Below are 13,811 nucleotides of genomic sequence, written 5' to 3'. Positions count from 1 at the left end.
TCGCGTGGCTCTTCGCGTGGATCCTCGCGCGGATCCTCTCGTGGACCTTCTCGTGGATGTTTGGTGGATACCCCCCGGTAGAAGCCCTTTGGCGCCTGGTGCGGCCAGATCGGATTGATAGCTTCCGCTGCACTGGCCCCGGGGGAACCGCAAAGCCGGTACTGACCTTCATAAATGAATCCGGACGGAACACCTTGCGCACTTCTCGTGAAAACCCAGGGGGAAGGCACCGCTGGCGGGTGCCGAAAAGTCGACGCGGCCGAATATTCGTGGCCGGCGGGATATCCGTGCTGGCGATGGCGCTCATCGCGCCGCTCGCGTCAGCGGCCCTGACCGCCTCGTCCGATCCCAGCCCCACGCCGTGGCCGGACCGGGTCACCGACACCTCCCAACTACCCTCCGGATGGCAGCGGTCCGACGACCGGGTCGTCGCCTCCGACGGAGACAGCACCGGCCTGCACGTCCTGACCGCCGACGCCTCGGACGCCTACGCCTGGCGCACCGCGGCCACCCTGTCCGAGCCCGGCATCGACACCGACCAGTGGATCGGCCAGAGCTGTGTGACGGCGTCGGGCGACCGCGCGGTGGTGGTCTACGCGCCCCGGCAGGTGATCAACGATCAGGAGGGCTTCCAGCAGGGCGCCTTCGCGGCCGTGGTGAACCTGGAGAACGGCGCGGTGACGAAACTGCCGCAGCTGGTCTCCCTCGCCTACTTCAACCCCGGTTGCGGCGACGGCGAGCAGGCCGTGCTCTCCCGCCCGCAGGGCGACGGCACGCAGTTGCTGACCGTCGACGCGCGGCAGGGAAAGCTGACGGGGCAGCAGACCGTCCCGGGCCTGGTGACCTCCGCCGTGCCCTTCGGGGACGGGATCGCGGCGGCCACCGGTGACTCGGTGGTCTCGGTGAACGGCGAGGGACGCGTGCGCACCCTGGCCCGTACGCAGGGAATGCCGTTCCGGCTGGTGCCGGACGCCCACAGCGGTCTCGCCTACCAGGTCCCGGCCGCGAAGAAGACGGTCCAGATCCGCCGGGTCACGCAGGGCGGCTCCGACCGGCTGCTCGGCTCCGGGCTCCTCGGGGCCCTGGGCGTGCGCGGCAACGGCGGCCGGGTCTTCGTGACCGGGAAGGACGCGCGGGAGGACATCACGGGCTCGGCTCTGCCGAAGAGCTGGAAGCTGCTCGACGTCCCCGCCTCGTCCGAGGTCTCCACCACCGGCTCTCTCGCCCTGACGAGTATCGGCAACGGCGCCGAGGCGGCCGGCGGCAAGAACATCAGCACGGTCCAGGACCCCGGCACCGCGCAGCCGGTCGGCATCAACGCCCTGATACCGGGCAGCGACCAGACCTTCGACTTCCGGGTGAAGCCGAAGGCGCCGCGGCAGACGCAGGGCGCCGCGCAGTCCCCGGCCCTGTCCACCCGCGCCCCCGACCAAGGCGGCGAAGAGCCCTCGGTCGGCATGCAGTTGAACAGCGTCGACGACGGCCCGGCACACACCACCACCGACCCGGACCGGGCCTGCGCCGTCACCCGCAACGACCCCGAACTCCAGTCGCTCCAGCCGTCGACCGCCATGGTGGAGTGGGCGACGGACCTCGCCGTGCAGGGCAAGCTCGACGTCCGCCGCCGGTCCGGCTGGAACGGCACCGACCTCCCGTCGTACACCCCGCAGGGATTCTTCCCGCCCGTCGACCTCAAGGGCGGCGGCCGGGTGCCCGCGCAGATCATGCTCGGCGTGCTCTCCCAGGAGAGCAATCTGGTGCAGGCCAGCCCCAGGGCGGCGGCCGGCGAGAGCGGCAACTTCATCCAGGGCGGCTACTACGGCAACGCCGGCAGCGTCCACACCGTCGACTGGTCGGCCGCCGACTGCGGTTACGGCGTCTCCCAGGTGACCACCGGCATGGCTCGCTCGGACACGAACTACACCGTGGAGCAGCAGAAGGCGATCACCGTGGACTACGCGGCCAACATCGCGGCCGGGCTGCAGATCCTCCAGGACAAGTGGAACCAGCTGTACGACCACGGCCTGCTCGTCAACGGCGGGGACCCCCAGTACCTGGAGAACTGGTGGTACGCGCTGTGGGCGTACAACAGCGGCTTCAACGAGCCGAACGCCTCGGACAGCGCCGCCCCGTGGGGCCTGGGCTGGTTCAACAACCCGGCCAACGGCCTCTACCCGCCGGACCGGAAGATGTTCCTGTCGTCCGGCGAGGACGACGCCCGCACCCCCAACCTGTGGACGTACCCGGAGCGGGTCCTGGGCTGGGCGGCGTACTCCCAGAAGAAGACCGACCCGACGACCGGCACGTCCGAACCGGCGTTCGCGGTGGGCGACTGGCCGACCGGCAACGCCCCGGACGCCCAGCCGCCGCACGACGCCTTCTGCAAGCCCACCGTCAACGAGTGCGACACCTCCAAGCCCCGCAAGGTCGAGGGGTCGAGCCAGCCCGAAGGACCCTGCCAGCGGGACGACTTCAAGTGCTGGTGGCACGAGCCGGTGACGTGGACGGACTGCGCGCAGAAGTGCGGCACCGAGGTGCTGACCTACCAGGCGACCGACCCCGAGCCGGAGGTCACCTCGTCCCGCCCGGCCGCCTGCACCTCGTCCCTGCCCAAGAACGCGATGATCGTGGACGACGTGCCCAACACGGTGAAGTTCCGGGTCGGCGACACCAACCCCTGCGCCGGCAAGAACTGGACCAGCCGGGGCACGTTGTCGTTCACCTTCGGCTCCGCCCAGCAGAACGGCGCGACCGTCTACCCATCGAAGATCGACTTCCATCAGCTCGGTGCGGGCTTCGGCGGTCACTTCTGGTTCACGCACACCCGGGAGCCGAAGTTCACCGACTCGGTCGTCACCGGCACCTGGACGCCCGACCGGAAGGTCGAGGGCTGGGCGCGGGTCATGGTCCACCTGCCCGACCACGAGGCCAACACCGGCCAGGCGACCTACCACATCGCCCTCGGTGACGGCACCGTCGTGGACAAGACGATCTCCCAGGACACCGGTGGCAAGAACACCTGGGTCTCGCTCGGTTCGTACGAGTTCAAGGGCACCCCGAGCGTCTCGCTGAGCTCGGACACGGCGGACGGCACCGGCGACGACTCGATCGCCTGGGACGCCCTGGCCTTCGAGCCCCTGCCGGGCAAGCCGGAGGACGCCGTCGACCCGTCCCCGTCACCGTCTCCGTCGCCCGCCGCGGCGCCACAGCAGTAGGAGACACAGCAGTAGGAGACACAGCAGTAGCAGACATACGGCTCGGCCCCGGACAGGTACCTCACCTGTCCGGGGCCGAGCGATGAGTCACCAGGAACGGTCAGCCGTAGAGGGCCACCCGCGGGTGCACCGTGCCCTTGGCCTCCGGGTCGAGGACGGTGAGGCGGTAGACCTGGGTGAGGGTCTCGCCCGCGTGCAGGGTGCGCTGTGCGGTCGGGAGGTCCGTGAACAGCGTGCCGGTCTGGCTGCCGACCTCCACGGCTTCCCAGCAGCCGTGCGCGGTGCGCCGCTCGAGCTTGACGTCCGCCGGGTCCAGGAACGGGCCCGCGTCCGGTGACTCCACCAGGAGCTGCGGGGCGACCGTCCGGTCCGCCGACGATTCGTTGCGGTAGGTAACTGTGAACTTGTGGCGCTGACTGTCGGCCGGGAGGGCGCTGGTGGGCAGGTCGACGAAGTCGACGGGTATGAGGGGCGCCTGATCCTGCGGGGCCGTGGCCGCTGTGGGGGAGTTCTGCTGCGTGGCTGCGGCGGCGGGTCCGGCCAGGGCCAAGCCTGCCACCGCCACGGTGAGGGCCACCAGAGCGACCCTCAGACGGCTGTTCTTCGACGACACGTTGGCTGTTCCTTCGGGGTTCGCTTGAGTGAACTGATTTCCCTCGTGGGGGGTGTCAGCCAGGGATGTCCCCAAGATTACGCAGCATTGGGCGAACTCCTGGGAGCAGATGTGAAGTTGTTGCACTTTCAGAGATCTCACCCTTCTCACAGAGATCTCTCAGCAGCCAAGATGACAACCATATCGGGGGACGTGACTACTCCAACGACCGTCATGCGCACCTGACTTATCGGCGTGCGCAGGGGGAAGGCACCATCTTGTCCCAGCAACACCCCGGTCGGCGCCGCCGCGTCGGCCGTAGAACGGCTTCCCTTGTGGCCTCGGCCGTCGCCGGTGGCCTGATCCTCTCCTACGGGCCGCTCGCCCAGGCCGCACCCACGGACGCTGCGCCGAGTTCCTCGGCCGCCGCCGGGCGGCTGCCGTACAAGGGCGGCACGTATTTCGTCCAACTCGCCGACAAGCCCGTCGCCACGGCGGCCGAGACCGCGCCCGATCCGGGTGAGCGGCTGAACCCGCGCACCAAGGCCGTTCGTGACTACCTCGGTCATCTGAAGCGGGAACTCGACAAGGTGCTGGACGAGGTGCAGGGCGTCAAGCCGCTGTACAGCTACCAGTACGTACTCAACGGATTCGCCGCCAAGCTGACGGCCGGTCAGGCCAACGAACTGGCCCGCACCCAGGGCGTCGTCTCGCTGTCCCGCAACGAGATGCGCCAGGTGACGGCCGCGTCCGACGCCGACACGGCGGCGGCCGGACAGGCGACGGCCGGACAGGCGACGGGCGCGAAGACCACGAGCGGGAACACGGCCCTCGGGAACACGGCGGCCGCCGCCCGGCCCGCCGCCGACGCGGACACGACCGCGGCCGGCTCGCTTCCCGTTCCGGACACCGCCAAGTTCCTCGGCCTGAAGGACCGCAAGGGCCTGTACTCCAAGTTCCCGGGCGGTCAGCGCAAAGCCGGCGAAGGGATGATCCTCGGTGTCCTCGACACCGGCATCAACACCGGCAACCCCTCACTGCAGGCGATTCCGAATCCGTCCGACGACGACGTCATCGCCAAGAAGTGGAAGGGCACCTGCGAACCGGGCACGGACCTCACCCACCGGGTCACCTGCAACAACAAGGTGATCGGCGCCCAGTACTTCCGCAAGGGCCTGTCCGACCCCGGCCCCACCGACTGGGCTTCCCCGATGGACGCCGAGTCCCACGGCACGCACACCGCGACCACCGCGGCCGGCAACACGGACGTGCCCGCCGGCGTGCCCGACAGCGGCATATCGGGCCGCATATCCGGGATCGCGCCGGGCGCCCGTATCGCGGCCTACAAGATCTGCTGGAGCGCGGGCTGCCCGACGATCGACATCGTCGCCGCCATGGACAAGGCCGTGGCCGACGGCGTGGACGTCATCAACTACTCCCTCGGCGGTCCCGTTCAGGCCACCACCGACCCGGAGTTCGTGGCGATGTTCAACGCCGCCAAGGCCGGTGTCTTCGTCTCCGCCTCGTCGGGCAACGACGGGCCCGACACCACCGGCAACAGCGTGCCGTGGGTGACCACGGTCGCCGCCTCCACCCACGACCTCGGTTACCGCACGACCGTCACCCTCGGCAACGGAACGTCCTACACCGGCGTCGGCATCAGCGGCTCCGCCGTACCGTCCGCGCCGCTGGTCGACGGAGCCAAGGCCGCCAAGAGCGGCGTGGACGCCACCAAGGCCGGGCAGTGCCAGCCGGACGCCCTGGACCCGGCCAAGGTCAAGGACGCCATCGTGGTCTGCGCGCGCGGCGGCAACACCCGCGCCGACAAGAGCGCCCAGGTCAAGGCGGCCGGCGGTGCCGGCATGGTGCTGTACAACGTCAGCGCGGCCGACGAGGAGGTCGCCGACGCGCACACCGTCCCGACCGTGCACCTCGGCAAGGCCTCCGGTGAGGCCGTCAAGGCGTACGCCGACGGCTCCGGAGCCAAGGCCGAACTGAGCGCGGCCAAGGGCGTCCGTCAGGCGGCCCCCGAGATGGCCGGCTTCTCCTCCAGCGGCCCGGACCCGCTCAGCGACGGCAGCCTGCTCAAGCCCGACATCACGGCCCCCGGCGTCGACATCGTCGCCGGTACCGCGCCGGGCGGCGAGGACGGCATGTTCAAGGGCGAGCAGGGCATCATGTCCGGCACCTCCATGTCCGCCCCGCACGTCTCCGGTCTGGCCCTGCTGCTCAAGGCGCTGCACCCCGACTGGTCGCCGATGGAGGTCAAGTCGGCGCTGATGACGACCGCGAGCACCAAGAACAACGACGGCAAGCCGATCCAGCGCTCCGGCAGCGCGGCCACCCCGCTCGACTACGGTGCCGGGCACGTCGACCCGAACCCCGCCGCCGACCCGGGTCTGGTCTACAACTCCACGTCCGCCGACTGGATCGCGTACTCCTGCGCGGTCGGTGACAAGCCGGTCAACAGCGACGGATCCGACGCCTGCGCCACCGCCCGGAAGATCGACCCGAGCGACCTGAACTACCCGACGATCGCGTCCGGCAGGTTCACCGGGAAGCAGACCATCACCCGCACGGTCACCAACGTGGACGACACCACCGGCGTCTACACCCCCACGCTGCAGACGCCGCCCGGCTACAAGGCCACGATCGCGCCGAAGACGCTGACCGTGAAGCCCGGTGAGTCGGCCACGTACAAGGTCACCTTCACCCGCACCGACGCCGCCATCGGCAAGTGGTCGTACGGATCGGTCACCCTGAGCGACAAGCACCACCGCGTCCGCAGCACCGTCGCGCTGCGCGCCGCGCAGCTCGCAGCGCCGACCGACGTCACCGGCAAGGACGCCACCGGTTCGGTCACCCTGAGCCCCAAGACCGGCTACGACGGCAAGCTCACCGCCGCCGTGAACGGCCTGTACGCGGGCACCACCAAGACCGGCACGCTGACCGGCACCAACCGCGAGTTCGACCCCTCGGCGTCGTCGCAGCCGGCCTCCGTGGCCAAGTCCGAGGTCACCGTGCCCGAGGGCACGAAACTGGCCCGCGTCGCGATCCAGTCCGCCGACCACCTGGCGGGCAGCGACCTGGACCTGTTCGTCCTCGACAAGGACGGCAACCTGGTCAACGACCTGCCCGGCGGCGGCAGCGACGAGCACGCCGACCTCGAGCCGGGCAAGTACACGGTGTACGTCGTCCAGTTCGCCCTGCCGGAGGGCAAGACGAGCCAGCCGTACACCCTGCACACCTGGCTGATCGGCCCGGACAGCAAGCCGGACCACCAGGCCACCGCCGCCCCGGCCGAGCAGCCGGCGTCCATGGGCGGCACCGCCCAGGTCACCGTCTCCTGGAAGGACCTCCCGACCGGCCACTCGTACCTGGGCCTCGTCGGCTACGGCGACGGAACCGGCAGCATCGGCAACACCGTCGTGACCGTCACTCCCTGACCGTCGCTGCCTGACCGTCACTACCTGACCGTCGCTCCCTGATACGGAGAACCGGTCGCCCGGGGCCGGCTCCCACCACATGTGTGGTGGGAGCCGGCCCTTTCGCGTGGGTGGGGACTACTCGGCGTTCTGTTCCGCCCAGATCGTCTTGCCCTTCGGCGTCGGGCGGGTGCCCCAGCGATTGGTCAGCTGGGCGACCAGCAGGAGGCCCCGGCCGCCCTCGTCGAAGGTGCGGGCGCGGCGCATGTGGGGAGCGGTGCTGCTGCCGTCGGAGACCTCGCAGATGAGGCTTCTGTCGTGGATGAGGCGCAGTTGGATGGGCGCTTCGGCGTGCCGGATGGCGTTGGTGACCAGCTCGCTGACGACCAGTTCGGTGACGAAGACGGCTTCGGTCAGCCCCCACGCCTCCAGCTGCGCGACGGCGTTCTTGCGTGCCTCGGCGACGGCGGCGGGTTCGGGGGCCACGTCCCAGGAGGCGACCCGGTCGGTGTCGAGCCCCCGGGTGCGGGCGACGAGCAGGGCCACGTCGTCGGAGGGCCGCTGGGGCAGTACGGACGCCAGGACCGCGTCGCACAGGATGTCCAGGGAGGCGGCGGGGCTGGCGAGGGCGCGGCGCAGCCGGGCGATGCCGTCGTCGATGTCCTGGCCGGCGCCGTCGTCGCGGGATTCGACCAGACCGTTGGTGTAGAGGGCGAGCAGGCTGCCTTCCAGCAGTTCGACCTCGGCCGCCTCGAAGGGCAGTCCGCCCAGCCCCAGCGGGGGTCCCACCGGAAGGTCGAGCAGTTCCACGGTGCCGTCCGGGCTCACCACGGCCGGCGGCGGATGCCCGGCCCGGGCGAGCGTGCAGCGGCGGGAGACCGGGTCGTACACGGCGTACAGACAGGTCGCTCCGACGTCTCCGGAGGCCCCCCCGTCCCTGGCGGCCCACTCGGCGCGTTCCGCCTCGGTGGACAGCCGGCCCACCATGTCGTCGAGGTGGGTGAGCAGCTCGTCGGGGGGCAGATCGATGTCGGCGAGGGTGCGTACGGCGGTCCGCAGCCGGCCCATGGTCGCCGAGGCGTGGACGCCGTGGCCCACGACGTCACCGACGACCAGCGCCACCCTGGCTCCGGACAGCGGGATCACGTCGAACCAGTCTCCGCCCACACCGGCCTGGGCACCGGCCGGGAGGTAGCGGGAGGCGACGTCCACGGCGGCCTGCTCGGGCATGCTCTGCGGCAGCAGGCTGCGCTGCAGGGTGACCGCCGTGCCGCGTTCGCGGGTGTAGCGCCGGGCGTTGTCGATGCAGACCGCCGCCCTGGACGCCAGTTCCTCGGCCAGCACCAGGTCGTCCTGCTGGAACGCATCGGGGTGCCGGTGGCGGAGGAAGACGGCGACGCCCAGGGTGGTACCGCGTGCCGACAGGGGCACGGTCATCACCGAGTGGATGCCGAAATCGCGGACGCGGGAGGCCCTGACCGGGCGCTGGACGATCCATTCGGTGATCGCGGGCGCGGTGACCGCGTGCAGCACGGCGCGCCCCGAGCGCAGACTCTCCACCGGCGGGGAGCCCTCCGGATACTCGTCCACCTCGCCCAGGGCGACGGCCGCCTCGGGGACCCCGGGATACACGGACTGATGGGCGATGCGCCGCAGGGTGAGGGATCCGGCCGCGGCCGGGGGCTGCTCGTACGGCTCGTCGAGGGACGCCAGCAGGTCGACGCTGATGAAGTCGGCGAGTTCCGGGACCGCCACGTCAGCCAGTTCCTGCGCCGTCCGCGTCACGTCGAGGGTGGTGCCGATACGCCGGCCGGCCTCGGTCATCAGCTGGAGGCGCTTGCGGGCCCAGTGCTGCTCCGTCATGTCGTGGGCGGACAGGGAGACACCCTGGATGCGGCCCTCCTGGTCCCGCAGCGGCGCCATGAAGACCGACCAGGCGTGCTCGTGGGTCTCACCGGTGGCGCGCAGATAGTTCTCGTCGTACTGCGGATCACCGGTCTCCAGCACCCGCGCCATGGCCTGTTCCGCCCGCTCGCCCGCCTCGTTGTCGACGATCTCCGTCACCCGCAGCCCGCGCATCTCGGCCTCGGTGAGGGCCACGGCCCGCTGCATGTCCTCATTGGCGCGCCGCAGCCGGAGCCGGGTGTCGTACAGCGCCTGGGCGCAACACGGAGACTGCGTGAAGCTCCAGCGCACCAGGGTCTCGTCGGCGGGATCGGGCTCCTGCCCGGACAGGGGAGAAAACACCAGCCATTCGCCGCCGCCTTGCTCCGGCGTGGTGTGGTGGTGTGCCAGCACCCCGCTCTCGATACGGCGGCCGTCCCGGTGCCGCAGAGCGAGCGTTCCGTGCCACCTCGGCAGCTGGGCGAAGGGGGGCAGGTCCCGGGGCGGGGGTTCCTCCGCGAGCAGGGAGGCCGCCGGCCGGCCCAGGATCTCCTCCGCCGCGTAGCCGAGCAGGTGCTCGGCACCGTCGTTCCACCCGGTCACGATGCCGTTTTCGCCGACGGTGGCCCGCGCGGTGAGCGCCTCACCGACGATGTGCGGGCCGAGAACCGCCCTCTGATCGTCGACGATCCGCTGCTCCATGGCCGTTCATCTCGCTCTCGGGGAGCTCGTGGCGTGCTGGGGGATCCATGCATGCCCGAGGATCCACGCATGCCGGACGCTCCATGCATGCCGCAGGATCCACCCATACCGGAGGACCCATATGTCTAACCCTGCCCCGTTTCACTCTATTCCGCCGGAACGTGGGGTGCAGCGGGCTACACCATGGGTTCGGGAGTCGGCCCCCTCGTGACGGCGGGGCGACGACGGGATCGTTGATCTCGCAAGATCAACGGCTCCCCGCCCGGGAAAGTCGGCCACTCCCCCGACAGGAAACTCCCGTGAAGGCGCTGCCCTCCTCCCGCCCCGTCCTGTGGCTCCTGTTCCTGTTCAACCTCACCGTCGCCGCGGTCGCGCCCTTCGCCGTCGACGGCACACAGGGCCTCGTCACCAGCGCCGGCATGGGCGTCGTCTCCGTCGGCGCCGGCATCGGCCTCGCCGGGCCCGGCCGGCCGCCAGAGACGATTGCTTGCCTTAAGTAACCCAATATGTTTGCCTAACTCAAGCAACCCTTACGCCCGTCAGATCCAGCGCATCCAGAAAGCGAGCCCCCTCATGGCCACGATGAAGTCCGTGCAGACCAGCGCCGACGGCAAGGTCGACGTGGTGGACGTGGAACGTCCCGCCCCCGGCCCCAAAGACGCTCTGGTCCGTATCCGCGCCTGCGGCATCTGCGGCACCGACACCTTCTTCCTCCACCTCGGCGGGATGGCCACCGGCACCGACGGATCGACGCGCGCCATCCCCCTGGGCCACGAGCCGGCCGGCGAGATCGTCGAGGTGGGCGCCGAGGTCACCGGCCTGAAGGTCGGCGACCGCGTGGTCGTCAACCCCCAGGACGCCCCGACCGGCATCATCGGCTGCGGCGGCAGACACGGCGGCATGAGCGAGTACCTGCTCATCGAGAACGCCGAGGCCGGCAAGGGCGTCGCCGTCTTCCCCGACCACGTCCCCTTCGACGTCGCCGCGCTCAACGAGCCCATGGCGGTCGCCCGGCACTGCGTCAACCGCTCCGAGGCGCGGCCGGCCGACAAGGTCGTCGTCTTCGGCGCCGGGCCCATCGGCCTGGGCGCCACCATCTGGCTCAAGCTGCGCGGCGTGGAGCACGTCGTCGTCGCCGACGTCATCCCCGAGCGCCTGGAGACCGCCCTGGCCATCGGCGCCGACGCCGTCATCGACTCCGCCTCCGAGAACGTCACCGAGCGCCTGACCGAGCTGCACGGGCAGGCGGCCAACGCGCTCGGTCAGCCCCGCGCCGGCACCGATATCTACATCGACGCCGCCAGCGCCCCCGCCGTCTTCCAGGCCGCCGTCGACTCCGCCAAGTGGGGCGCCAAGCTGGTCATGGTCGCCGTACAGAAGAAGTCCGACGCCATCGACCTCGGCGGCATGCTCCGCAGCGAGCTCACCCTCATCGCCTCCCAGGGCTACCCCACCGAGATCTTCGAGGTCACCGCCGAACTCGCCGAGCACCACGAGCGGTTCGCCAGGCTCATCAGCCACCGCGTCCCGTTCCCCGAGGTCGAGCGGGCCTTCGACCTGGCACTGACGCCGGGGGCCGCGGAGAAGGTCGTCGTCACCTTCGACGCGTAGGGCCTGTCGATCGTCCTCGGGTTACTGCCCTTGCTCATCCCCGTCTGCGCTGTTCGGGGCGTTTGATTGAAGCAGGTGCTGCGGTGACCTGCGGATGCGGGCCGAGAGGGTGATGATCGTATGGTGCGCACGCTTCTGGGCCGAGACGACCGTGGACGCTTCACGAAAGCGATCGGCAGCAGGCCTATCAGGGCAAGGACGTTTCACGAAGGCGATCGGCAGCGGGCCGGTCAGGCCTGGAGGGAGTGGCCGTGACCGAGGGTGAGCGGCAGCCCGGCAAGCGTGTGGTGGACCGGTCGGAGGGGTTCGGTGAGCGGCTGCTCGGGGTGCTGCTGGACCGGGCACACGAGATGCCGCCAAGCTTGGTCGCTCCGCTGATCGCGGAAGAGGTGGCGAAGGTCGGTGGACGCGACGTCTCGATCCTCTTGCAGGACTACGCGCAGGAGCTGCTGGTGCCGCTGCCGGGGAAAGGCCTGCTCGTCGGTGAGCCCGAGGCGCTCGGCGGCTCCCCGGCCGGCACGGCTTTCCTGCGGACGGTCCCGATCGAGGTCCCCCAGCCTGACGGCGTTCGCATGTACTTGCCGTTGCTGGACGGCAGCGACGAGGTAGGGGTGATGGCTCTCACCCTGGACATCGTCGATGACGACGACCGGCGCCTGCTGCGCAGGCTCGCCGGCCTGGTCGCCGACATGCTGGTCACCAAGCACGCTTATACCGACCGGTTCTTCCAGGCCCGGCGCCGCGAACCGATGAGTGTGGCCGCTGAGATCCAGTGGTCTCTGCTACCGCCGCTGACGATGTCCGTGCCGCAGGTCACGGTGAGCGGAATCCTCGAGCCCGCCTACGACATCGCCGGCGACAGTTTCGACTACGCCCTCAACGACGACATCCTCCACGCCGCCGTGATCGACGCGATGGGCCACGGCCTGGACGCCGCCGCCATGGCGACCATCGCCGTCGGCGCCTACCGGCACGCCCGACGCAGCGGAATCAGCCTCGCCGAGAAGTACGCCTTCATGGACCAGGCCATCGCCGAGCAGTTCGGGCCGGACCACTTCGTCACCGCGCAGATGATGAACCTGGACATCAACACCGGCCACCTGCAGTGGGTCAATGCCGGGCATCCCGCACCCCTGCTGATCCGCGACCGTCGAGTCACCCGGTCGCTGGACAGCCCGACCACCCTGCCGGTCGGCTTCGGCGGTGCCCCGCCTCAGATCAGCGCCTACACACTCCAGCCCGGCGACCGCGTGCTGTGCTACACCGACGGCATGATCGAGGAGCGCGATGCCGACGGAGAGCCGTTCGGCGAAGAACGGCTCATCCGGTGCGTCAACCGCGTCGAACGAGCCCAGGGAGGAGTACGTGCGGACGGGCTCTGGCTCTCCCGCGCCCTGAAGCGGGAACGCGGGGGCCGCACCAGCGATGATGCGACTCTCTTCCTCATCGAGTGGCGCGGGGGCGCCGCCGATCACCTCGCCGTCCTGGAATGACCGGGATCGGGTGTCACAGACCTGGCGGCTGCCCTGTCCTGTAGATGTGCGCCTCGACGCACCGGGTCCGGCGGGGCGCCGCCGGTATCCCGCTGGGAAGCGAATCAGCGAATCAGCGAACGGAGACAGTGATGAAGATCGTGGTCGTCGGCGGTACGGGGCTCATCGGCTCGCAGGTGGTCGCGCTGGTGCGCGACAGTGGTCACGAGGCCGTTGCGGCCGCTCCCTCCACAGGCGTCGACACCCTCACCGGCCAGGGCCTGGCACCGGCCCTCAAGGGCGCGGACGTGGTCGTGGACGTGTCGAACTCCCCGTCCTTCGAGACCGAGGCGGCGCTGGACTTCTTCACCCGCTCGGCGCGGCACCTGATCGAGGCGGAGAGGGAAGCGGGTGTCCGCCACCACGTCACGCTCTCCATCGTCGGCGTCGACCAGGTACCCGACTACGGCTACTACCGGGCCAAGGTCGCCCAGGAGGAAGCCGTGCGCGGCGGCGTCCCCTACAGCATCGTGCGCGCCACCCAGTTCTTCGAGTTCATCGCTCCGGTGATGGACATGTCCACCCAGGGTGTGGAGGTGCACCTGCCCGCAACGCGGCTGCGTCCGATCGCCTCCGCCGATGTCGCCGCCGCCGTCGCCGAGGCGGCTCAGGGTGAACCGTCGTACGGCGTACGCAACATCGCGGGTCCCGAGGTTCACCGGCTCGACCGCCTCGGTGAGATCACCCTGGCCGCGAAGCCGGACGGCCGCACCGTCGTCAGCGACGAGGCCGCCGGCCCGTTCGCGGGCATGCCCGACGGGGTTCTCATCGGCGACGACACCGCGCACGTCGCACCCACCCGCTACGAGGACTGGCTCAAGCAGAACTGACCGGCGCCCTTCCCTGCAAT

Annotated in this window: 8 protein-coding genes; 6 read left to right on the top strand and 2 right to left on the bottom strand. The window is 70.2% G+C overall.

The features are described from left to right. Window positions 1–239: 239 nt before the first annotated feature. The gene (locus Q4V64_RS26890; protein ID WP_253266990.1) at window positions 240–3,215 is read left to right on the top strand and encodes a hypothetical protein; all 2,976 of its coding nucleotides are present in this window, start codon (window positions 240–242) and stop codon (window positions 3,213–3,215) included. 100 nt (window positions 3,216–3,315) lie between these two features. Here Q4V64_RS26890 and Q4V64_RS26885 read toward each other — a convergent pair whose 3' ends face one another. Continuing rightward, complete coding sequence (locus Q4V64_RS26885) at window positions 3,316–3,828, bottom strand: hypothetical protein (RefSeq protein WP_124440547.1); 513 nt, start codon at window positions 3,826–3,828, stop codon at window positions 3,316–3,318. Window positions 3,829–4,085: 257 nt separating this feature from the next. Between Q4V64_RS26885 and Q4V64_RS26880 the strand changes: the two genes are divergently transcribed. Further along, window positions 4,086–7,253 (top strand): S8 family peptidase, encoded by a 3,168-nt coding sequence (locus Q4V64_RS26880; protein ID WP_253266991.1) that lies wholly within the window; start codon window positions 4,086–4,088, stop codon window positions 7,251–7,253. 117 nt (window positions 7,254–7,370) lie between these two features. On the opposite strand, the gene Q4V64_RS26875 is transcribed toward Q4V64_RS26880, so the two are convergent. After that, complete coding sequence (locus tag Q4V64_RS26875; protein WP_124440549.1) at window positions 7,371–9,818, bottom strand: SpoIIE family protein phosphatase; 2,448 nt, start codon at window positions 9,816–9,818, stop codon at window positions 7,371–7,373. 299 nt (window positions 9,819–10,117) lie between these two features. On the opposite strand from Q4V64_RS26875, the gene Q4V64_RS26870 reads away from it, so the two are divergent. The 4 genes from Q4V64_RS26870 to Q4V64_RS26855 all read left to right on the top strand — a co-directional run bounded on the left by Q4V64_RS26870 (window position 10,118) and on the right by Q4V64_RS26855 (window position 13,791). After that, window positions 10,118–10,318 carry a hypothetical protein gene (locus Q4V64_RS26870; protein WP_124440550.1) on the top strand — a complete coding sequence of 67 codons (201 nt, stop codon included), beginning with the start codon at window positions 10,118–10,120 and terminating at the stop codon, window positions 10,316–10,318. A gap of 73 nt (window positions 10,319–10,391) precedes the next feature. Further along, the gene (locus tag Q4V64_RS26865) at window positions 10,392–11,429 is read left to right on the top strand and encodes a zinc-binding dehydrogenase (RefSeq protein WP_124440551.1); all 1,038 of its coding nucleotides are present in this window, start codon (window positions 10,392–10,394) and stop codon (window positions 11,427–11,429) included. A 251-nt stretch (window positions 11,430–11,680) separates the two neighbouring features. Beyond that, a complete protein-coding gene (locus tag Q4V64_RS26860; RefSeq protein ID WP_172629224.1) occupies window positions 11,681–12,922 on the top strand; it encodes a PP2C family protein-serine/threonine phosphatase in 1,242 nt (413 codons plus the stop codon). 131 nt (window positions 12,923–13,053) lie between these two features. After that, window positions 13,054–13,791 carry an NAD(P)H-binding protein gene (locus tag Q4V64_RS26855; protein ID WP_124440552.1) on the top strand — a complete coding sequence of 246 codons (738 nt, stop codon included), beginning with the start codon at window positions 13,054–13,056 and terminating at the stop codon, window positions 13,789–13,791. Window positions 13,792–13,811: the final 20 nt, after the last annotated feature.

The sequence above is a fragment of the Streptomyces sp. NL15-2K genome (assembly GCF_030551255.1).
In the GTDB taxonomy this organism is placed as follows: Bacteria; Actinomycetota; Actinomycetes; order Streptomycetales; family Streptomycetaceae; genus Streptomyces.
This window is presented reverse-complemented; position numbering and strand designations above follow the sequence as displayed.

Excerpts from the sequence above, each read along its gene's own strand:
- Q4V64_RS26875 (WP_124440549.1), bottom strand. The coding sequence starts at position 9,818 with ATGGAGCAGCGGATCGTCGACGATCAGAGGGCGGTTCTCGGCCCGCAC.
- Q4V64_RS26865 (WP_124440551.1), top strand. The coding sequence starts at position 10,392 with ATGGCCACGATGAAGTCCGTGCAGACCAGCGCCGACGGCAAGGTCGAC.
- Q4V64_RS26855 (WP_124440552.1), top strand. The coding sequence starts at position 13,054 with ATGAAGATCGTGGTCGTCGGCGGTACGGGGCTCATCGGCTCGCAGGTG.